Source organism: Comamonas koreensis, assembly GCF_021026195.1.
In the GTDB taxonomy this organism is placed as follows: domain Bacteria; phylum Pseudomonadota; class Gammaproteobacteria; order Burkholderiales; family Burkholderiaceae_C; genus Comamonas; species Comamonas koreensis.
The window spans coordinates 171422-193240 of sequence record NZ_JAJNCT010000010.1; the positions used below are offsets into that span (position 1 = coordinate 171422).

The 21819-nt window shown below is 64.0% G+C and carries 15 protein-coding genes; 7 read left to right on the plus strand and 8 right to left on the minus strand.

What is annotated here, in order from left to right; translation table 11 throughout:
* Window positions 1-54 precede the first annotated feature (54 nt).
* A complete protein-coding gene (gene ahpC, locus LPW39_RS11280; RefSeq protein ID WP_021025534.1) occupies window positions 55-618 on the minus strand; it encodes an alkyl hydroperoxide reductase subunit C in 564 nt (187 codons plus the stop codon).
* Between the two features lie 396 nt (window positions 619-1014).
* Here ahpC and bfr point away from each other — a divergent pair, with 396 nt between their 5' ends.
* Together bfr and LPW39_RS11290 are read left to right on the plus strand one after the other, a co-directional pair.
* Window positions 1015-1491, plus strand: a complete 477-nt coding sequence (gene bfr, locus LPW39_RS11285) for a bacterioferritin (protein ID WP_230774696.1) — start codon at window positions 1015-1017, stop codon at window positions 1489-1491.
* Between the two features lie 376 nt (window positions 1492-1867).
* Window positions 1868-4060: a TonB-dependent siderophore receptor gene (locus LPW39_RS11290; protein WP_230774698.1), complete on the plus strand. Its 2193-nt coding sequence runs from the start codon at window positions 1868-1870 to the stop codon at window positions 4058-4060.
* 106 nt (window positions 4061-4166) lie between these two features.
* On the opposite strand, the gene LPW39_RS11295 is transcribed toward LPW39_RS11290, so the two are convergent.
* Genes LPW39_RS11295 through LPW39_RS11305 form a run of 3 tightly spaced genes read right to left on the minus strand, consistent with a single transcriptional unit; the run spans window position 4167 to window position 9415 of the window.
* Window positions 4167-5141: an alpha-E domain-containing protein gene (locus LPW39_RS11295; RefSeq protein WP_230774700.1), complete on the minus strand. Its 975-nt coding sequence runs from the start codon at window positions 5139-5141 to the stop codon at window positions 4167-4169.
* 56 nt (window positions 5142-5197) lie between these two features.
* The gene (locus LPW39_RS11300; RefSeq protein ID WP_230774702.1) at window positions 5198-6685 is read right to left on the minus strand and encodes a circularly permuted type 2 ATP-grasp protein; all 1488 of its coding nucleotides are present in this window, start codon (window positions 6683-6685) and stop codon (window positions 5198-5200) included.
* A 60-nt stretch (window positions 6686-6745) separates the two neighbouring features.
* Window positions 6746-9415: a DNA internalization-related competence protein ComEC/Rec2 gene (locus LPW39_RS11305; RefSeq protein ID WP_230774704.1), complete on the minus strand. Its 2670-nt coding sequence runs from the start codon at window positions 9413-9415 to the stop codon at window positions 6746-6748.
* 154 nt (window positions 9416-9569) lie between these two features.
* On the opposite strand from LPW39_RS11305, the gene LPW39_RS11310 reads away from it, so the two are divergent.
* The 3 genes from LPW39_RS11310 to LPW39_RS11320 all read left to right on the plus strand — a co-directional run bounded on the left by LPW39_RS11310 (window position 9570) and on the right by LPW39_RS11320 (window position 11890).
* Window positions 9570-10031, plus strand: coding sequence for a RidA family protein (locus LPW39_RS11310; RefSeq protein WP_021027680.1), 462 nt, complete (start codon window positions 9570-9572; stop codon window positions 10029-10031).
* A 124-nt stretch (window positions 10032-10155) separates the two neighbouring features.
* Window positions 10156-10617 carry a RidA family protein gene (locus tag LPW39_RS11315; protein ID WP_230774706.1) on the plus strand — a complete coding sequence of 154 codons (462 nt, stop codon included), beginning with the start codon at window positions 10156-10158 and terminating at the stop codon, window positions 10615-10617.
* A gap of 124 nt (window positions 10618-10741) precedes the next feature.
* A complete protein-coding gene (locus LPW39_RS11320; protein ID WP_230774707.1) occupies window positions 10742-11890 on the plus strand; it encodes an MBL fold metallo-hydrolase in 1149 nt (382 codons plus the stop codon).
* A 39-nt stretch (window positions 11891-11929) separates the two neighbouring features.
* Here the strand turns inward: LPW39_RS11320 and LPW39_RS11325 are convergent, their stop codons facing one another.
* Window positions 11930-12910 carry a Bug family tripartite tricarboxylate transporter substrate binding protein gene (locus LPW39_RS11325; protein ID WP_230774709.1) on the minus strand — a complete coding sequence of 327 codons (981 nt, stop codon included), beginning with the start codon at window positions 12908-12910 and terminating at the stop codon, window positions 11930-11932.
* A gap of 135 nt (window positions 12911-13045) precedes the next feature.
* Window positions 13046-14506: an amidase gene (locus LPW39_RS11330; protein WP_230774711.1), complete on the minus strand. Its 1461-nt coding sequence runs from the start codon at window positions 14504-14506 to the stop codon at window positions 13046-13048.
* A 107-nt stretch (window positions 14507-14613) separates the two neighbouring features.
* On the opposite strand from LPW39_RS11330, the gene LPW39_RS11335 reads away from it, so the two are divergent.
* On the plus strand, window positions 14614-15528 hold the full coding sequence (locus tag LPW39_RS11335) for a LysR family transcriptional regulator (RefSeq protein ID WP_230774713.1): 915 nt from the start codon (window positions 14614-14616) through the stop codon (window positions 15526-15528).
* Window positions 15529-15607: 79 nt separating this feature from the next.
* Here LPW39_RS11335 and parC read toward each other — a convergent pair whose 3' ends face one another.
* On the minus strand, window positions 15608-17968 hold the full coding sequence (gene parC / locus LPW39_RS11340) for a DNA topoisomerase IV subunit A (RefSeq protein ID WP_230774715.1): 2361 nt from the start codon (window positions 17966-17968) through the stop codon (window positions 15608-15610).
* A gap of 182 nt (window positions 17969-18150) precedes the next feature.
* Window positions 18151-20127, minus strand: coding sequence for a DNA topoisomerase IV subunit B (locus tag LPW39_RS11345; RefSeq protein ID WP_230774717.1), 1977 nt, complete (start codon window positions 20125-20127; stop codon window positions 18151-18153).
* Window positions 20128-20582: 455 nt separating this feature from the next.
* Between LPW39_RS11345 and LPW39_RS11350 the strand changes: the two genes are divergently transcribed.
* Complete coding sequence (locus LPW39_RS11350; protein ID WP_230774719.1) at window positions 20583-21806, plus strand: MFS transporter; 1224 nt, start codon at window positions 20583-20585, stop codon at window positions 21804-21806.
* The last annotated feature ends 13 nt before the right edge of the window (window positions 21807-21819 follow it).

The following is a 21819-nucleotide window of genomic DNA, read 5'->3' on the forward strand; positions in this document are numbered from 1 at the left end:
CCGGGCGTCTACTACGTTGGAATGGCAGCAGTTAAGAAAGGGAAAGGCTTGGGCTTAGATCTTGCCGACCAGGTCCAGCGAAGGAGCCAGGGTCTTTTCGCCTTCTTGCCACTTGGCAGGGCAGACTTCACCGGGGTGCGATGCCACGTACTGGGCAGCCTTGATCTTGCGCAGCAGGTCTTCTGCATTGCGGCCGATGCCTTCAGCGGTGATTTCCATCGCCTGGATCACGCCTTCTGGATCCACGATGAAGGTGGCACGGTCTGCCAGGCCTTGGCCTTCGCGCAGGCAGTCAAAGTTCTGGCTGATTTGCCAGGTTGGGTCACCCAGCATGGTGTACTTGATCTTGGCGATGGTGTCCGAGGTGTCGTGCCATGCCTTGTGCACGAAGTGGGTGTCGGTGGACACGGAATAAACTTCCACGCCCAGCTTTTGCAGTTCTGCGTAGTGGTCAGCCACGTCGCCCAGTTCGGTGGGGCAGACGAAGGTGAAGTCAGCAGGGTAGAAGAAGAACACAGCCCACTTGCCCAGGACGTCTTTTTCGGTCACTTCGATGAACTTGCCATCCTTGAAAGCTTGCGTCGCGAAAGGCTTGATCTTGCTGTTGAGTACGGACATGGTGGTTTCCTTCTGTTGAGTAAAAACGATTGACAGGGGTTAGTGTAGAAACTTCTTAATAATTGATCAATTCAATTAAAATAATGATTTCAATTTAAACAAACTATTATCTAAATACTGACCCAAGGCAGATTGGCATATGCGGGCTTATGCAGATTTTGCAAGCCTGCAACCTTATCACTGCAACTTAGCACAGCGCCATGACAACGCAGTTGCGCTGCAGCAAGCCGCATCATGCAAGCAAGGGAGCTGCGGCGTCAAATGAGAACACGACTCAGCCTTACACGCAGCCAGAGCAAAAGCACGGGGGATAAGTGCTACCCGGTTTGGTTGCTTGACCTTTCGCAAGGACAATAGTCCCAACACCCGTCATTCACACAAGAGAAGGAGCCCACCATGAAAGGCGATCCCAAAGCCATCGGTTTTCTGCAGGCACAGCTGAAGAACGAACTCACCGCCATCAACCAGTACTTTCTGCACTACCGCATGTACAAGCACTGGGGTCTGGACAAGCTGGCCAAGAAGGAATACGAGGAATCCATCGGTGAGATGAAGCATGCGGATTGGCTGATGGACCGCATCTTCATGCTCGATGGACTGCCCAACCTGCAGGACCTGGGCAAGCTGCAGATCGGTGAAGACGTGCCAGAAGCACTGGCCTGCGACCTGCGTCTGGAGCAAGCAGCGCAGGCGACCATCAAGGACGGCATCGCCCACTGCGAAAGCGTGCGTGACTATGTCTCGCGCGACCTGCTGCAAAAGATCCTGGATGACACCGAAGAGCACATCGATTTTCTGGAAACCCAGCTGGACCTGGTCGACAAGGTCGGCATCCAGAACTACCTGCAGTCCATCATGGGCGAGGTCGAATAAGCCACGACGCCAGCAACCCTCTTTCAAAAAGGACCTTCGGGTCCTTTTTTGTTGTATCTGTCGCACAAACCTGCTTGTATTGATGGTTAAACAATAATCATTCGCGACTTCTATTACACTGCGCCTTCATCTTTCTTCGCACGCCAGCATCGTTTGTTTACCGGTGCCAGCCAGCGCACCGGGTCATCCCCAACGCCATGCTGCGTGCACGCCTATTGCCTCGCCTCGCGGTCCACCAGGCCGCAGTTGGGAGCCTTGGATGTCAGCACCTGTATCCACAGCGCAGCCTCCCCGCATGGCCCGTGGTCAGGCCCGGTAAAGCTCTGGCGCTGAGCCTTTCAGCGCGCCGTTTTTCCGCGTTCAACACCCGATCACCATGTCTGACACCCTGATCCCCGCAGCCGCGCCGCGTGCGCTGCATACCGCATTGCACACGGCCTTGTGGGCCGCCCTCGCTTGCTGGGGCGGCAACGCGCTGGCGCAAAGCGCCGCGCCGGCAGCCCCGGCAGAGACCACGCTCGCGCCCATCACCGTGCAGGGCGATGCCACTGCCGAGACGGCCACCGGCCCGGTCAAGGGCTTTGTGGCCAAGCGCGCCCTCTCCGCCACCAAGACCGATACCTCGCTGATCGAGACCCCGCAGGCCATCAGCGTGGTGACCCGCGACCAGTTTGAAGCCCAGGGCGTCACCACCTTGCGCGAAACCACGCGCTACGCGGCCGGCATCAACTCCAGCTATTTCGACAACCGGGTGGACAGCTTCAAGGCCCGGGGCGGCGATGTCAGCCAGTACCAAGACGGCTTGCTGCGCACCTATGGCACCTACAACAACATCAAGGTTGAGCCCTATACCTTGGAGCGGGTCGAGTTTCTGCGCGGCCCCTCGTCGGTGCTCTATGGCCAGGGCAGCGTGGGCGGCGTGCTCAATCTGACCAGCAAGCGCCCGCTGGACCAGCCCCAGCGCGAGGTGCAGCTGCAGCTGGGCAGCCATGACCGCAAGCAGATCGCCAGCGACATCACTGGCCCCATCGACGAAGACGGCCGCTGGCTCTACCGCCTGGTGGCGGTGGGCCGGGACAGCAACACCCAGGTCGACCATGTCAAGGACGACCGCCTGGTCATTGCGCCCTCGCTGACTTTCAAGCCCTTCGCCGGCACCTCGCTGACCTTGCAGGCCATGTACCACAAGGACAAGAGCGGCTCGATCACCCAGTTCTTCCCCTGGCAGGGCACGCGCCTGCCCAGCCCCTACGGCCAGATTCCCACCAGCACCTTCATCAGCGAGCCGAACTTTGACAAGTACGACTCCGAGAACAAGTCCTTTGGCTACCTGTTCAGCCACCAGCTGAACGACCACTGGACCCTGCGCCAGAACCTGCGCCGCACCACCAGCGAGGTGGACTACCGCACGCTCTACACCAGCTTTGCCGCCAATGCTGCCGCAGGCCGCCCGGCCCGCCCGGTGTTCGATGCAGATGGCCGCACCGTGCAGCGCGATGCCGTCTGGCAGATCAACGGCGGCCGCATGCTGCTGGTCGATACCCAGCTGGAAGGCAAGCTGCAGACTGGCGATGTGCAGCACACGGTGCTGGCCGGCATGGACTGGCAGCGCAATACCACGAGCCAGGCGAGCTGGCGCGCGCTGGGCACGCCGCTCGATGTCTACAACCCCGTCTACGGCTCGTTCACGCCGCCCACGGCTTCGCAGTTGGTGCAGGCGCCCAATGTGTCGCAGCGCCAGCTGGGCTTTTACCTGCAGGACCAGCTGCGCTGGGGCGACTGGAGCGCCACGGCCGGCCTGCGCCGCGACCATGCCAAGACAGAGACCGAAGGCCGGCCCGCCGCTGCTGCCGACGATTCGGCCTGGACCAAGCGCGTCGGCCTGACCTACCAGGCCGGTGGCGGCTTGGCGCCTTACATCAGCTATACCGAGTCCTTCCAGCCGCTGGGCGGCGTGGACTTTTACGGCACGCCCTACAAACCGCAGCGTGGCAAGCAGGTCGAGGCGGGCGTGAAATGGATTCCTGAAGGCAAGGGCATCTCCGGCTATGCGGCCGTCTACAGCCTGCGTGAGCAAAACCGCAAGACCAATGACCCGGCCAACCCGCTCAACAGCCTGCAGCTGGGCGAGGTCAAAACCCAGGGCTTTGAAGCCGAGATGACCGCCAGCCTGGCCAAAAGCTGGGACTGGACGCTTGCCTATGCCTACACCGACGCCAAGATCAGCCGCAGCAATGCCGGCGACCAGGGCCAGCGCGTGGCCGCCGTCTCACGCCATATGGCATCGAGCTGGCTGACGCACCGCTTTGCCAGCCAAGGGCGCGGCGGCTGGAGCGTCGGCGCCGGCCTGCGCTACACCGGCTCGCAGTGGTCGGGCACCAGCGCCATCGACACGCCCTCGTCCTTGTTGACCGATGCCATGGTGGCCTACGACAGCGGTGACTGGCGCCTGGCCTTCCATGCCAACAACCTGACCGACAAGGTCGTGATCACGCAGTGCCTGTCACGCGGGGACTGCTTCTACGGCGAGCGTCGCAACTTTCTGCTGACCGCTACTTACCGCTACTGATCGCCAGGGATCAGCGCGGATCGCGGGCAGCGGAATGCCCGCGACATGGATGCAAAAAAGGCTGCGATAAACACCGCAGCCTTTTGCCTTTCTGGCTGGTTGCGAATCAGGCCGCCGCTGGCTCCGTGGTCGCCAGAAAATCCTGGCCAATGCGGCCACCCAGTGCATGCACCCGCTCCAGGAAGCGCACCAGGAAGGCATGCAGGCCTGTGGCCAAAAGCTCATCGATGCGGCCGTACTGCAGCTCGGCCAGCAGCAGGCCGGCCTGGCGCTGGGTCTCAGCCGAATGGTCGTTGGCAACGGCCTGCAGAATCTGCACCACCTCGTACATGCTGGCATGCAGGGAGCGTGGCATGTCGCGCCGCAGGATCAGCATCTCGGCCACGCGCTCGGGCGTGATCACATTGCGGTAGACCTTGCGGTAGACCTCAAAGGCCGAGACGCTGCGCAAGATCGCGCTCCAGTGGTAGAAGTCCGAGGGCTGGCTGCCTTTGCCCGGCTGGTAGGAGCCATGGTAGTCATTCTTGACCGCATGGAAGCGCACATCCAGCAGGCGGGCGGTGTTGTCGGCCCGCTCGATGAAGGTGCCCAGGCGCAAGAACAAAAACGCATCGTCCTGCAGCATCGTGCCCGACACGACGCCGCGCGACAGGTGCGAGCGCAGCTTCACCCATTCAAAAAACTTGGCCGGGTCGTTCTCGAACTTCTTGGCCTTGAACAAGCGGTTCACATCGAGCCAGGTCGCGTTCAGGGTCTCCCAGGCTTCGGTAGTGAGCGCGCCGCGCACGGCACGCGCATTCTCGCGCGCGGCCAGCAGGCAGCTGTAGATCGACGAGGTGTTGGTCTCGTCGCGCACCATGAAGTGCAGCACCCCATCGAGGGTGATCTCGTCATGGCGCTCATAGTAGGCAGGCAGCAGCTCGCTGATGGACAGCACGCTTTGCCATGCCTTGGTCGCCGCAGAGACAGTCTGCGGCAGCATGGAGGTCTCGTAGCTCACATTGAGCATGCGGGCAGTGTTTTCCGCCCGCTCGGTGTAGCGGGACATCCAGTAGAGGTGGTCGGCGGTTCGGCTCAACATAGTGACATTCTTTCGCTAGGCAGATGGAGGGTTTTCAATCAGGAAGCTCTGGGAGCTCACTGCTGCATCCCATCCCATTCGCTGTAATCGTCCTCCGGGCCACGCAGCACCCAGGTGTCCTTGGTGCCACCGCCTTGCGAGGAGTTGACCACCAGCGAGCCATCCTTAAGCGCCACGCGCGTGAGGCCGCCGGGCACCATCTGCACATCCTTGCCACTGAGCACAAAGGGCCGCAGATCGATATGGCGCGGCGCAATGCCGCTTTCGACATAGGTGGGGCTGCTCGACAGGCTCAAGGTCGGCTGGGCAATATAGCCATTGGGCTTGGCCTTGAGCACGGCGCGGAAGGACTCGATCTCGGCACGTGTGGAGGCGGGGCCGATCAGCATGCCGTAGCCGCCAGCGCCATGCACCTCTTTGACCACCAGCTCGTCGAGGTGGTCCAGCACATAGGCCAGGTCATCGGGCTTGCGGCACATCCAGGTCGGCACGTTCTTCAGGATGGCCTCTTCGCCCAGGTAGAAGCGGATCATCGCCGGCACATAGGGGTAGACCGATTTGTCATCGGCCACGCCGGTGCCCACCGCATTGCAGATGGCCACATTGCCCTTGCGGTAGGCGCGCATCAGGCCGGCACAACCCAGGGTGGAATTGGGGCGGAAGACCTGGGGATCGAGAAAGTCGTCATCGACCCGGCGGTAGATCACATCCACGCGCTGCAGGCCCTGCGTGGTGCGCATGTAGACCACGTCATCGCGCACCAGCAGATCCTGGCCTTCGACCAGCTCCACGCCCATTTGCTGGGCGAGGAAGGCATGCTCAAAATAGGCGCTGTTGTACATGCCCGGCGTCAGCACCACCACGGTCGGGTTGTTGGCCGCTTGGTTGGGGGCGCTGGCACGCAAGGTGTCCAGCAGCAGATCCGGGTAATGGGCCACCGGCGCCACTGCATGGCTGCTGAACAGGCCAGGGAAGAGGCGCATCATCATGCGGCGGTTCTCCAGCATGTACGACACGCCCGAAGGCACACGCAGATTGTCTTCCAGCACATAGTAGGTGCCACTGCCGTCGGCGTCGGCCGCACGGACGATGTCGATGCCTGCGATGTGCGCATAGGTGTCCAGCGGCACATGCACGCCTCGCATCTCGGGCCGGTACTGGCTGTTCTCCAGCACCAGATCGCGCGGGATGATGCCGGCTTTCAGAATTTCCTGGTCATGGTAGACATCGTGGATGAAGCGGTTCAGCGCGGCGACGCGCTGCACCAGGCCTTTTTGCATCTGCGACCACTCATGCGAGGGGATGATGCGCGGGATCAGGTCAAACGGAATCAGCCGCTCGGTGCCCGAGCCGTCTTCGTCCTTTTCTCCATAGACCGCGAAGGTGATCCCCACGCGGCGGAATATCAGCTCGGCCTCCTCCCGCAAGGCCTGCATCTTCTCAAAAGGCTGCTGCTGCAACCATTTGGCATAGCTTTGGTAGTGCGCTCTTTCGGCACCTGCTGCATAAGGCAGGCCCTGGTACATCTCATCGAACTTTTGCATCGCAGAATCCTTTTCTGGCACCAGCAGCTTAGCAAGTTTCAGGCCACCCAAAGATAAGTACTAACCTTCATCAAGAATTAGGAGCTGATTTGTTTTGTTTATATCCAATGTCCTACGCGTTTGGCCCAGCTCGGCAGCCTTGTGGCGCCAATAGCGGGGCCGTTTTTGCCGTTCACACACCAGTGCCTCTGGTTGCTTGGATCGCCAGTGCGCTGCGCCGCAATGCACGGTATTGCGCAGCACAATCTGCATCTGTTGGTAACGCTGCTGCACCGCAGCCGCCGGGTGCCTGAAGCGGTTGCGGTAGCCCGTTTGTGCCACCACCCAGCGCGGCTGTACTGCCGCCAGCAGCGGCTGCGTCGATGAGGTGTTGCTGCCATGGTGCGGTGCCAGCATCAGGTCGGCACGCAAAGCGGCTGGCGCATCGGCATGGCGCTGTACCAGCGCCCATTCCTGGGCGCGCTCGATATCGCCTGGCAACAAGGCCGCAGCCGCATGGCCACCGCGTGCTGCAGCTTCGATACGCAGCACACAGCTCAAGGGGTTGCCGGAGCTCTGCCTGGGGATGGGGCTGTCGGCTGTGCCTAGCTCCTGCTCCCCTGGAAACAGTACGCGGAACTGCACGCCATCCCAGGTCCATGTCTGGCCTGCAACACAGTCTTGCCAGGGCGCGGCAGCGATGCCCAGGCGCTGGCGCTCATGGGGCAGCAGGGAGCCCATCACCGCCACCGGGCGCAGCTGGTCCACCACCGCTTCGGCGCCGCCGGTGTGGTCTACATGCACATGGCTCAGCACCAGCAGATCAAGCCGGCCGCTGTCCAGCCCGCGCACACCCATCGCCCGCATGGCCGGCACCACTACCCGGTCACCGGCATTGCTGCCCGGGCCATACAGTGGGCCCGCGTCGTACAGCAGGCTATGCCTGGCGGTCTGCACCACCACCGCCTGCCCCTGGCCCACATCGAGCGCCCACAGTTCAAACTGGCCATGTGCCGGCCGCGGCGGCTGCCAGAACAAGGCCGGCAGCAGACAAGGCAGGCCCAGCAACCGCAGACGCCAAGGCCAGGGCAGCACCAGCCACACCCCACCCAGCACGGCAGCCAGCGCCGCCCAGCCTGGAGCGGCCGCCAGCCACAGCGCCGCATGGGGCCAGCTCGCCAGCCACTGCAAAACCAGCATCAAGGGCTGCAGCGCCCAGGCAGCCGCCGTCCACAATGGCGGCAGCACGGCCCCCAGCAAGGCCAACGGCGTGACCACCCAGGTCACCCAGGGGATGGCCAGCAGATTGGCCAGAAAGCCCACCACCGACACCTGGCCAAACAGCAGCAGGGACAAGGGCGTGATTGCCAAGGTCACCACCCATTGCTCGCGCAGCAGCTGGGCCGTGGCCGCCAAGGCGCCGCGCAGACCGCGCTGGGCGATGCCTTGTCCAGAGGCTTCGGGGCTGCGGGCACCAGGCCCCCGGTCCGATGCAAACAAGATACCAACCGCCAGAAAGCTGAGCCAGAACCCCGCCTGCAACAAGGCCATCGGCTGGGCCAGCACCACGCAGACGCAGGCCAGCAACCAGCGCATATACCAGGGCCATTGCCGGCCGCTTGATGCGAGCGCGGCCACGACGACCAGCATCAGCACCGTGCGCTGTGCCGGAATGCCCCAGCCGCTGAACAACGCATAGAGGCCCGCGCACAGCACGCCACCCCACAGGGCCACATGGGGGGCCGGCAGCCGCAGGCACAGCGCAGGGCTGCGCCGCCAGGCGATGCGGATCATCGCGGCCGACACCCAGGCAAACAAGGTGATGTGCAGGCCCGAGATCGCCATCAGATGGGCCACCCCGGTGATGCGGAACACACGCCAGTCCTCGCGGTCAATCGCGCGCTGCTCGCCTGTCACCAGCGCCACCAGCACACCGGCAATGCGTGCCCGCTCTGCCGCCTGCGGCCCGCCTGGCGGCGCCAGCTGCTGCACCATGCCATCGCGCACCATCTGCCGCATGCGCTCCACCGCATGGCCTTGCCGCGCTGCGAGCAGTTGCGGCCCCTCGGGCTGGCCGTGGCGCACATAGCCCGTGGCCTGTACGCCCTGCTCCCACATCCACATCTCGTAGTCAAAGCCATGCGGGTTCAGGCTGCCATGGGGTGCGCGCAGACGCACCGGCAGCCGCCAGCGCTGCCCCGCCTGCAGCAGCGGCAAGGCCCCCTCTGCCGATGCGGGCTGCTCCATCGCCTCGCGTGCAAAGGCGCGGTGGTCAGCGCGGTACCAGGACAGGTCGACCAGCGGCGGCACTGCCACCTGTGCCCCCTCCAGCCAGGCCTGCTCGGTCTTGAGCCGAAAGCGCTGCCCGCCGCTGACCGGCAAAGGCATCGCCACGATAACGCCCTCCAGCTGCAGATCGATACCTTCCAGCGCTGGCTGCAACTGCGTTTGTGCCTGGTGGGCGGCGCGCATGCCCGCCAGGCCAAAGGCCAGTGCGGCGGCGGCCAGGCAACACAGCGCGCGATCCAACCACGGCAGCGGTCTGCGCCAGCGGCTCAGCAGCAGGCTGGCCATGGCCCCCAGCAATACCCAAGCCGCGTAGTACCAGACGGGCCCCAGGCTGGCCTGCTGCAACTGCACAGCGGTGCCGGCCAGGATGCCCCAAAGCCAGGCCGCCGGTCGCCAGTAGCCGCTCCAGCCCCGCCCCACACTGCGTTGTTCTGCCGGCTTGGCGGAAGAAGTCTCCATCATCTCCCCATGCTAGGCAGCGCTGTCCCCATGCCCGATCCGGACTTGCCCTAAAGTCCGTCGCCGCCCCTCTCAGGCGACACGGATCTGGGCACCCAAGCGGGGCATTTGTGCCACACTGGGCGCTTTGCCCCGCCTCCATTGTTGAAAGGATTCCATGAGCGTTTACGACAAACTCCAGGCCCTCGGCATCAGCCTGCCGCCGCTGGCGGTGCCCGCTGCCGCCTACCTGCCCTATGTGCAGACCGGCAACATGGTGTTTTTGAGTGGCCACATTGCCCGCAAGGATGGCAAGCCCTGGGTGGCGCAGTTCGGCCGCAACATCAACACCGAAGAAGGCAAGCTGGCAGCGCGTGCTGTCGCTATTGACCTGCTGGGCACCTTGCAGCATGCAGCTGGCGGCGATCTGAACCGGGTCAAACGCGTGGTCAAGCTGATGAGCCTGGTCAACAGCACCGGCGACTTCACCGAGCAGCACCTGGTGACCAATGGCGCCAGCGAGTTGTTCGCCGAAGTGTTTGGCCCTGAGAAAGGCGCCCATGCCCGCAGCGCCTTTGGCGTCGCCCAGATTCCGATGGGTGCCTGCGTCGAAATCGAGCTGATCGCCGAGCTGGCCTAAACCGCGCACCACGCCATGCGGCGCCTATGCCCTGCGGGTATGGCGCCGCATTGTTTTTGCATGCCACGGCGCTAAGCCATGCCTCTAAGATGCCTCTCTTCAACCCAGCAAGGACCAGACCGGCATGTGCATTTACGACCAACTCCAAGCCCTGAACATTGAACTGCCGCCGGTGCGCACGCCCGCCGCAGCTTACGCACCCTATGCACAGACAGGCCAGCTCGTGTTTATCAGCGGTCACACGGCCAGCAAGAACGGCCAGCCCTGGACCGGCAAGCTCGGCAAGACCATGGACACCGCTGAAGGCCAGCAGGCAGCGCGCGCGGTCGCCATCGATTTGATGGGCACCCTCCAGGCAGCGGTGGGCGGTGATCTGAACCGGGTCAAGCGCATTGTCAAGCTGATGAGCCTGGTCAACAGCACCGAAGACTTCACCGAGCAACATCTGGTCACCAACGGCGCCAGCGAATTGCTGGCCCAGGTCTTTGGCCCTGACAAGGGTGCCCATGCCCGCAGCGCCTTCGGCGTGGCCCAGGTGCCCCGGGGCGCCTGCGTCGAGATTGAACTCATCGCCGAAGTGGAATAAATCTGTAGATTAATCAATAGATTTTTCGCTAAATCCCTACAACAGCCGCAGCCATGCGGCTTTCTTGTTGGCGCCGTATCATGGCTGTCGCTTACCGCACCACCCAGCCCGATTGATATTAGCCATGCAAGAGCCCCGCCCCGCCTCCTCCTCCAACAACAGCACCCGCGGCAACGGCGGCTTTCAACGGCTGCGCAGTGGCTGGCTCGTGGCAACGGCCTGCTCGCTGGTGGCCTGTGCCTCCACCCCGGACGAAGACAGCCAACGCCGCTACCAGGCATCGCCCCAGTATTCCTCCGCTGACAAGCGCTTTCAAAACCCGCCCAATCCGGCCGCCAAGCCCCACGCCGGCGGCTTTCAGATCTGGTCGCGCTTTCTGTTCGGCGACAAGAGCGGCACCACGCCGCTGGACAGCATTCCCGTCCACACCGTCACCCCGTCGCAACTGCAGGCGCTGCCAGCGGATGCCAACCATGTGATCCGGCTGGGCCACTCGTCGCACCTGCTCAAGCTCCAGGGCAATTACTGGCTGATCGACCCGGTGTTTGGCGAGCGGGTATCGCCGTTCAGCTTTATTGGCCCCAAGCGTTTCCACCCCACACCGCTGCCCTTGCAAGACCTGCCGCCCATTGCCGGCCTGGTCCTGTCGCATGACCACTACGACCACCTGGACGAGCCGACGATCAAGTTCCTGCTGGGCAAGGTGGAGCGCTACTTTGTGCCGCTGGCCGTGGGCGCACGCCTGCGCGACATGGGTGTGGAGCCCGAGCGCATTGTCGAGTTGGACTGGTGGCAGCAAGAGCAACACGCGGGTGTGCAAGTGACCGCCACGCCGAGCCAGCATTTCTCGGGCCGTACCTTGAGCGACCGCAACAGCACGCTCTGGGCGTCCTGGGTGCTGCAAACGGGTGGCCAGCGTATCTACTACAGCGGCGATACCGGCTACTTCCCCGGCTTCAAGGCGATTGGCGAGAAGTTCGGCCCCATAGACCTCGCGCTGATGGAAAACGGCGCCTATGACGCCTACTGGCCCTCCGTGCACATGACGCCGGAAGAAACCATCCAGGCCTTTACGGATGTGCGCGGCCAAGTGCTGTACAGCGTGCACAACAGCACCTTTTCGCTGGCCATGCACGGCTGGCGCGAGCCCATGGACCGGCTCGCAGCACTGGCACAGCAGCAGGGCATCCAACTGGCCACGCCCGAGATCGGCGAGGTGCTGACCGTGGGCCAGCCGCGCAGCAACAAGCAGTGGTGGGAAGCGCTGCGTTAAGCGCTTTTTTCCCTCACGTCAGCACCGCTCGCCCAAGGCTTACTCCACCTCGATCTGGGCGCGCTGCGCCACATCGCGCATCAGCGGCAGCTCACGCTCCACGCGCGCCTTCAGCGCACTGCCATTGCCCCAGGCAGGGGTCAGCCCAATGCTTTCCAGCTTTTGCTGGGTGGCGGACTGGGCCATCACATCGGCCAGGGCGGCTTCGAGCTTGGCGCGCACCGGTTCGGGCAGGCCGGCAGGGGCCAAAAAGGCAAACCAGGTGCTCATGTCAAAACCGGGAAAGCCGCTTTCCGCAACCGTCGGTACGTCGGGCAGCAAGGCCAGGCGCTGGGCGCCCAGTGCGGCAATCGGCTTGATCTTGCCGGCCTTGATCAGCGGCGTGGTCGCCACCACGGTGTCCACCGCCAGTTGCACCTGGCCACCCATCAGCGCCGTCAGGCTCGGTGTGCTGCCGTTGAAAGGCACATGCAGCATGCGGATGCCGGTCGCGCTCTTGAGCATCTCGCCGCCAAAATGCACCGATGAGGCCGGCCCAAAGGAGCCGTAGGAAAAGCGGTCCGGCGCCGCCTTCGATTGCGCCACCAAGTCCTGCAGCGATGTGGCCTTGACGGCATTGTTCGCCACCAGCACCAGGCCCATGTCTGCCACCAGGCCCAGCATGCTGAAGCTGCGCACCGGGTCATAGGGCACCGCCTTGCGCACCACCGGGTTCATCGCCAAGGTCGAGCTGGCGCCCAGAAACAAGGTATAGCCATCGGGCGCCGATTTGGCCACCTGCCCGCCCGCCACCGCCGTGCCTGCCCCCGGGCGGTTCTCCACAAACACCGACTGGCCCAGCTTCTCGCTGAGCTGCGAGGCCAGCAGCCGGCCCAGAATGTCCGTGGCCCCGCCAGGCGCAAACGGCACCACCAGCTTGATCGCACGGTCAGGGTAGCCCTGGGCCCATGCGGGGCGCAGGGCCAGGCCGGCAGCGCCTGCGGCCAGGCAGGTCAAAAAGCGGTGACGGGATATCGGCATGGACATGGGATCTACCTTTTTGTGAACAAACGGGTGCAGAACCATCGCAGACCCGCGCTGCCAAGGCGCCGGGTCTGCTGCGGTATGCGCAGGGAAAAATGTGCTGAACGACAGGGACCGCAGAGCGCGGCCCGCCTAGCCCAGCAACGGGCTGCGCCGGCGCGCGTGGCCGCTGGCCTGGTCATAGGCATGGCCGATTTGCAGTAGGGCCCGGTCAGCCTGCGTGGGCCCGATGATCTGCAGACCGGCCGGCAGCCCGCTGGGGCCAAATCCGGCGGGAACGGACAGGGCCGGCAAGCCGGCCATCGTGGCACCCACCACCGTCTGCATCCAGCGGTGGTAGGTGTCCATGCTGCGGCCGCCCACGGCATGGGGCCAGTCCAGTTCGGCCTCGAAAGGGAACACCTGCGCGGCAGGCAGCACGACAAAGTCATAGCGCTCGAACATGCGGCGCAGCACTTCGTACCAGCTGCTGCGCACCTTGGCGGCGGCATAGATGTCCATGCCTGACAACGCGCGGCCCCGCTCCATTTCCCACAAGGCCTCGGGCTTGAGCAGCGCGCGCTTTTGCGGGTCGTCGTACAGCGCCGCATTGGCGCCCGCCACGCTGAAGCTGCGCAAATCGATCCAGGCGCGCCAGAGCTGCTCCAGGTCAAAGTCAGGCAGCACCTCATCTACCGTGCAGCCCATGTCGGCAAAGGCGCCCAGCGCCGCGCGGCAGGTGTCGAGCAGGCCCGGCTCGGTGGGCAGGTGCCCGCCCAGGTCGCCCAGCCAGGCAATCTTGCGGCCTTTGAAGTCGCGCTCCAGCCCCAGGCCCCAGTCCTGCGCGCCTTCGCTGCGGTGGGTCAAGGGCAGGCGGGCATCAAAGCCTGCCTGCACCGACAGCAGCAAGGCCAGATCGGGAATGTCACGCGCCATCGGCCCGGCCACGCTGAACTGCTGGAAGAACACTTCATCGCCTGGGCCATGCGGCACGCAGCCTACGGAGGTGCGCAGGCCGTAGACATTGTTGAAGGCAGCCGGCGTGCGCAGCGAGCCCATCATGTCCGAACCATCTGCCACCGGCAGCATGCGCAAAGCCACGGCCACCGCAGCGCCGCCGCTGCTGCCGCCAGCCGAGCGGCTCGGGTCAAAGGCATTGCGCGTGGTGCCGTAGACCGGGTTGTAGGTGTGGCCACCCAGGCCAAACTCGGGCGAATTGCTGCGCGCCACAAAGAGCGCACCACCTGCGCGCATGCGCTCGAAAATCACCGCATCGCTGCTGCTGACCTGGCCCTGGAAGATCGGCGAGCCCTTCGTCGTCACCATGCCTGCTGCGGGTGAAATATCCTTGGGTGCCTGCGGAAAGCCGTGCAATGGCCCCCGGCTCTTGCCCTGGGCCAGTTCGGCATCGAGCTGCGCGGCCTGGGCCAGCAGCGGCTCACGCGGCATCGGCGCGACCAGTGCATTCACCTGTGGGTTGAGCCGGTCGATCTGGCCCCAAAAGGCCTGCAGCACCTCGGTGCAGGACAGCGCGCGCCGCTGGATGGCGGCGGACAGCGCCACGGCGCTCAACTCGACGATGCTGTGGTCGGCAGGAACAGGCTGGGATGGCATGGGAGGTATGTCTCTTGGATGTCGTAAAAATCCAGCATAGGCAATGCGGCCCATTTCGACAATCACAATTTTTTGCGGTTATCGTTGCGTTTTTTGCAAAGCAGACCATGACACCCTCGCAACACCTCCAGGACACCGCCATCCGCTATTTTCTGGAAGTCGTGCGCAGCGGCTCGGTCAGCGAGGCCGCGCTGCGCCTGAATGTCTCGGCGTCCGCCGTCAGCCGCCAGATCGCATCGTTGGAGGAAGTGCTGCAGGTGCCGCTGTTCGAACGCCGCCCGCGCGGTATGGTGGCAAGCGCCGCCGGCGAGTTGCTGGCCACCCATGCCAAGCGCCATGCGTTGGAGGCCGAGCGCGTGGTGGCCGATATCGAGGCGCTGCAAGGCCTGCGCCGGGGCCAGGTGCGGGTCTGCGCATCGGCCGGCTTTGCGTTTGAGTTTTTGCCGTTGGCCATGGCCACGTTCCGGGAACAGCACCCGGGCATGCAGTTCCAGCTAGTGTCGGCCTCGCCCGCCCAGGTGACCCAGGCGGTGCGCAATGGTGAGGCCGATGTGGGCCTGACCTACAGCCGCGCTGCGGTGCGCGATATCGATGTGCAGCACCGCCAGAACTCGCCCGTCATCCTGATCATGCCGCCCGGCCACCCGCTGGCCCGCTTTGCCAGCGTGAGCCTGGCACAGATGCATCCCTACCCGCTGGCCCTGCTGGACGATGGCAATACCGCGCGCCAGCTGTTTGACATTGCCAGCGGCCAACGTGGCCTGGTGTTCGACCCGGTGCTGGAGAGCGGGCAGTTTGATGCGCTGGTGCGCTTTGTGCTGCATGGCGGCGGCCTCACCCTGGGCGGCGAAGTCACCGTGCGCGAGTATGTGCGCCGGGGCCTGCTGCACACCGTACCCATCCGCGAGCGCGGCATGCATGCGCGCTCCATCGAACTACAAACGCTGACCGGCCGCAACCTGCCCCGGGGTGTGTGCGCCTTTGTCGACCATCTGCGGGCGCTGCTGCCGGCACAGCGTTGATCGGCGCTGCAACGACGGGGCATGAAAAAGCCCTGCCGGGCGATACCGGGCAGGGCTGGGATGCGATGGGCAGCGCGTTTTATTCGACGCGGAACACGGCGCTGGGCTTGAAGCCCAGATCGGCGAGCTTGCCCTTTTTGGCGCGCCCGGCCTTGGCATTGTTGAGGCTGCGGATCTCCAGGGTTTCCTCACGGGCCTTGCCGCCGCGCCCGATGCCTTCGATGCGGATGCTGCGCGTGTAGACGGCGACACCGGCGAGGCGGTCCTTGTCCTCCAGGTCGATGAGCTTGAGCCCCTTGCCACCCTTGGCCATGTGGTTGAGCTCGGCGATCTCGAAGGTCAGGATGCGGCCACCCACCGAGGCGCAGGCCACATGGCTGGCATCGGCCAGTGGCAAGCTGCCGCTACTACCCGAGATATGCGAAGGGGCGCAGAGCATGTCGCCATCGTCCAGGCTGACAAAGGCCTTGCCACCCTTCTGGCGCGAAACCATGTTCTCCACCAGCGCGGTGAAGCCATAGCCGGCGCTGCTGGCCAGCAGCAGGCGTGCGGACAGCGGCCCGGCGAAGTAGTACTTGATCTGGGTGCCGGCTTCGAGCTCCATCAAGGTGGTGACCGGCTGGCCATCACCCCGGCCGCCCGGCAGATTGGCCACCGCCACCGAATAGACCCGGCCGTTGCTGCCAAAGACCAGCAGCTGGTCGACCGTGCGGCATTCAAAGGTGCCATACAGGCTGTCGCCCGACTTGAAGCTGAAGCTGTCGGCCGCATGGCCATGGCCGGTGCGGGCCCGCACCCAGCCTTTTTCCGACACCACGACGGTGACCGGCTCATCGACCACCTTGACTTCGGCAACGGCCTTTTTCTCTTCCTGGATCAGGGTGCGGCGGGCGTCGGCAAACTGCTTGGCGTCAGCTTCGATCTCCTTGACCATCAGGCGCTTGAGCGAGGCGGGGTTGGCCAGAATGTCTTCGAGCTTGCCCTGCTCTGCGCGCAGCTCGGTCAGCTCCTGCTCGATCTTGATCGCTTCGAGGCGGGCCAGCTGGCGCAGGCGGATTTCCAGGATGTCGTCGGCCTGGCGCTCGCTCAGGTCAAAGCGCGCCATCAGCGCGGCCTTGGGCTCGTCGCTGGCGCGGATGATCGCGATCACCTCGTCGATATTGAGCAGAATGGTCTGCCGGCCTTCCAGGATATGGATGCGGTCCAGCACCTTGGCCAGGCGGTGTTCGGAGCGGCGCGTGATGGTCGTCTGGCGGAACTGGATCCACTCTTCCAGCATCAGGCGCAGCGACTTCTGCGTGGGCTTGCCGTCGATGCCGATCATCGTCAGGTTGACCGACGAGGAGCTCTCCAGGCTGGTATGCGCGAGCAGGCAGGTGATCAACTCGGACTGCGCAATCTTGCCAGTCTTGGGCTCGAACACCAGGCGCACTGCAGCGTCCTTGCTCGACTCGTCGCGCACACCATCGAGCAGGGACAGCACCGTGGCCTTGAGCTGGCTTTGCTCCTGCGTCAGGGTTTTCTTGCCGGTCTTGATCTTGGGGTTGGTCAGGTCCTCGATCTCCTCGAGCACCTTTTGCGATGAAACGCCAGGCGGCAGCTCGTTGACGACCAGCTGCCACTGGCCGCGCGCCAGCTCTTCGATAGTCCAGCGCGCGCGCACCTTGATCGAGCCGCGCCCCGTGCGGTAGGCATCGGCAATGTCCTTGTCGCTGCTGATGATCTGGCCGCCACCGGGGAAATCCGGGCCGGGAATGATCTGCTGCAGGTCGAAGTCGGTCATCGCCGGCTTCTTGATCAACGCCACGCAGGCATCGGCCACTTCGCGCAGGTTGTGGCTGGGGATTTCGGTGGCCAGGCCGACTGCAATGCCGCTGGCGCCATTGAGCAGCGAGAACGGCAGGCGCGCCGGCAGCTGGCTGGGCTCCTCGGTGGAGCCATCGTAGTTGGGCACAAAGTCCACCGTGCCCATGTCGATCTCGTCGAGCAGCAGGCTGGTGATCTTGGACAGGCGCGCCTCGGTGTAACGCATGGCTGCAGCGCCATCACCATCGCGGCTGCCAAAGTTGCCTTGGCCATCGATCAGCGGGTAGCGCTGGGCAAAGTCCTGGGCCATGCGCACCAGCGCGTCATAGGCGGACTGGTCGCCATGCGGGTGGAAGCGGCCCAGCACATCGCCCACGACGCGGGCGCTTTTGACGGGCTTGGCCGCCGTGGCGCGGTTGGGGCCGCTGTAGCCCAGGCCCATGCGGTCCATCGCAAACAGGATGCGGCGCTGCACCGGCTTCAGGCCATCGCAGACATCGGGCAGCGCACGGCCCTTGACCACCGACAGCGCATATTCCAGATAGGCGCGCTGCGCGTAATGGCCCAGGTCCAGGCTGTCGCCGTCCTCGGGCTCGGGGTTGGATAGCAAATCCAGACCGGTTTGTTCACTCATAGTCGTTCAGCTTTCTTCTTGTGGCACGGCTGCGCGCGGCTGTGTTGGGGTTTTATGGTTCAGCGGCGCTCGCAGCAAGTCATTCCATGGCTCCGCCATGCAGGACGCGAAGCCGAGCCGCAGACATTGCTGGAGCAAGGCAAGGCGAAAGCGACAAAGTCATGGATGGTGCAGGCATGGAATCAAATGTCGATCTCTACTTCGTGGCCGTGCAGCTCCATCAGGTCACGGCGGGCCGCAGCCTCGCCCTTGCCCATCAGCTGGGTCATGACCTCGCGGGTGGCCAGCATATCGGTGCGGCTCAGGCGCACCGGCAGCAGGCGGCGGGTGTCCGGGTTCAGGGTGGTTTCCCAGAGCTGCTCGGCATTCATCTCGCCCAGGCCCTTGAAGCGGCTGATCTGGCATTTCTCGCGCGGCACGCCATCCTTGGCGGCCTTGTCGAAGATGGCATGCATCTCGGCCTCGTCCAGCGCATAGACCTTGGCCGCAGGCTTTTTGCCCCGGGCAGGAATATCGACGCGGAACAGCGGCGGCCGCGCCACGCAGACATGGCCCTTGTCGATCAGCTGCGGGAAGTGCTTGAAGAACAAGGTCAGCAGCAGCACCTGGATGTGCGAGCCGTCCACGTCCGCGTCGCTGAGGATGCAGATCTTGCCGTAGCGCAGACCGCTCAGGTCCACCTCGTCATCGGGGCCATGCGGGTCCACGCCAATGGCCACCGAGATGTCGTGGATTTCGGTATTGGCAAACAGGCGGTCGCGGTCCACCTCCCAGGTGTTGAGCACCTTGCCGCGCAGCGGCAGGATGGCCTGGGTTTCCTTGTCGCGCCCCATCTTGGCGCTGCCGCCGGCCGAATCGCCCTCGACCAGAAACACCTCGTTGTAGGCCAGGTCGCGGCTTTCGCAATCGGTCAGCTTGCCGGGCAACACGGCCACGCCGCTGCCCTTGCGCTTTTCCACCTTCTGGCCGGCGCGCTGGCGCGTCTGCGCTGCCTTGATCGCGATCTCGGCCAGCTTCTTGCCGTATTCGACGTTCTGGTTCAGCCACAGCTCCAGCGCTGGCCGCACCATGCCCGAGACCAGGCGCACGGCGTCGCGCGAGTTCAGACGTTCCTTGATCTGGCCCTGGAACTGGGGATCAAGCACCTTGGCCGACAGCACATAGCTGGCGCGGGCAAACACATCCTCGGGCATCAGCTTGACGCCCTTGGGCAGCAGCGAATGCAGCTCGATAAAGCTTTTGACCGCCTGGAACAGGCCATCGCGCAAGCCGCTTTCATGCGTGCCGCCTGCCGTGGTCGGGATCAGGTTGACATAGCTCTCGCGCACCGGTTGGCCTTCGTCGGTAAAGGCCACGCACCAGGATGCCCCTTCGCCCTCGGCAAAATGGTCATCGTTGCGGCCGGCAAAGCCCTCGCCCTCGAACACGGGGATGATCGGGTCCACCGGCAGGGTCTGCAGCAGGTAGTCCTTGAGGCCGCCCTTGTACTGCCAGGTCTGCGTCTCGCGGCTCTTGTCCTGCGTCAGCTGCACGCTCACGCCGGGCATCAGCACCGCCTTGCTGCGCAGCAGGTGCACCAGCTCGCCCATTGGCAGGTGGCTGGATTCGAAATATTTGGCATCAGGCCAGACGCGCACCGTCGTGCCCTGCTTGCGGTCACCGCTGACCATGGGCCGCACCTTCAGCGGCTCGACCACATCGCCACCGGCAAAGGCCATCGTGGCGACCGAGCCGTCGCGGTGCACGGTCACTTCCATGCGGGTGGCCAAGGCATTGGTCACCGACACCCCCACGCCGTGCAGACCGCCGGAGAAGCTGTAGGCACCGCCCTGGCCCTTGTCGAACTTGCCGCCCGCGTGCAGGCGGGTGAACACCAGCTCCACCACCGGCGCATGTTCTTCGGGGTGCATGCCAAAGGGAATGCCCCGGCCGTCGTCCTCCACACTGATCGACGCATCAGTGTGCAGGTAGACGCGGATCTTCTTGCCAAAGCCGGCGAGTGCCTCGTCGGCGGCGTTGTCGATCACCTCCTGGATGATGTGCAGCGGATTGTCCGTACGGGTATACATACCCGGGCGCTGCTTGACCGGTTCGAGCCCCTTGAGGACCCGGATCGAGCCTTCTGCGTATTCACTGGTAGACGTGTTTTTGCTTGCCATAACTTTCCATTCTAGCGGCTGCCATTGTAAATAGCTGTATAGATAAACAGGTGGATTTGTTGACGATTCACGACGCTTGGTCGCAAAAGCCTGCAATGGGCTTGGCTGGCCACTGGGCAATATGCGAGAGACAGCCGGTTTTGGGCGTTGGAGTAACAATTTCTAGAACGTGCTTACGATCTCCTCGCGCCGCGACAGTGTCTTTGCGGGATGGGATGCGAGGCGCAGTGCGCAGCCAATAGCCCGCTATTGGCAAGCGCTGCAACGAAGCAGACCGCCCGCAAAGCCACTGTCCCGAAGGGTTGGAGTGAAATCGGGCGATTTCTTCGCGCTGGCCCTTGCTTGCACCCCGGTGCAAGCTGCGGACCAGCCCTTCGAACTCATCCCGATTGCACTCCAACGCGGCTGCGTAGAGACCGTAATCACGTTTTTAGATAACGAGACAAGCTAGGACTATGCAAAACAACGCACAACAATTGACGATGGCCCGCGTGCTGCTGTGCGGCGGCGCCGTGGTGACGCTGTCGATGGGCATCCGCCACGGATTTGGCCTGTGGCTGCAGCCGATCACGCAGGAGATGGGCTGGACGCGCGAATCCTTTGCGCTTGCGCTGGCGGTGCAAAACCTCAGCTGGGGCCTGATTGGCATCTTCACCGGCATGCTGGCCGACCGTTTTGGCGCCAGCAAGGTGCTGGTCTGCGGCGCGCTGCTCTATGCGCTGGGGCTGGCCGGCATGGCCTGGGCGCCCAATACGCTGGTGTTCGCACTCACGGCCGGACTTCTGATCGGCATGGCGCAGACAGGCACCACCTATGCGGTGATCTATGGCGTCATCGGGCGCCAACTGCCTGCTGAGAAACGCTCCTGGGCCATGGGGGTGGCCGCAGCGGCCGGCTCCTTTGGCCAGTTCTTCATGGTGCCGGTCGAGGGCCAGCTGATCGCCCACCTGGGCTGGCAGAACGCGCTGCTGGTCTGTGCAGTGTTGGTGCTGACCATCGTGCCGCTGGCCATCGCGCTGCGCGAGCCCAATTTCCACGCGCTCAAGCGCCACGCGGCCGCAGGCCAGCAACAAACCATCGCCCAGGCCGTGGGCGAAGCCTTTCGCAATCCCAGCTTTTTGCTGTTGACGGCCGGCTATTTTGTCTGCGGCTTCCAGGTGATGTTCATTGGCGTGCATATGCCCAGCTACCTGAAGGACTTTGGCCTGCCACCCCATGTGGCCAGTTACTCATTGGCGCTGATTGGCCTCTTCAACATCTTTGGCACCTACCTGGCCGGCTCGCTCGGCCAGCGCATGGCCAAGCGCTACCTGCTCTCGGGTATCTACTTCATCCGCGCGATCGCGATTGTGGTGTTTCTGCTGGTCCCGCTGTCGCCTTGGTCGGTGTATGTGTTTGCCGCCGTGATGGGCTTCTTGTGGCTGTCCACCGTGCCGCTGACCAATGGCGCCATCGCGCAGATCTTTGGCGTGCAGCATCTGTCCATGCTCAGCGGCTTTGTGTTCTTCAGCCACCAGATCGGCAGCTTCCTCGGCATCTGGCTGGGCGGCTACCTCTACGACCACACCGGCAGCTATGATGTCGTCTGGTACGTGGCCATTGGGCTGGGCGTGTTCGCCGGCTTGGTCAATCTGCCCGTCAAGGAAGAGCCCGTGCGGCGCCAGCCACTGGCGGCCTGACAACCAAACTCTC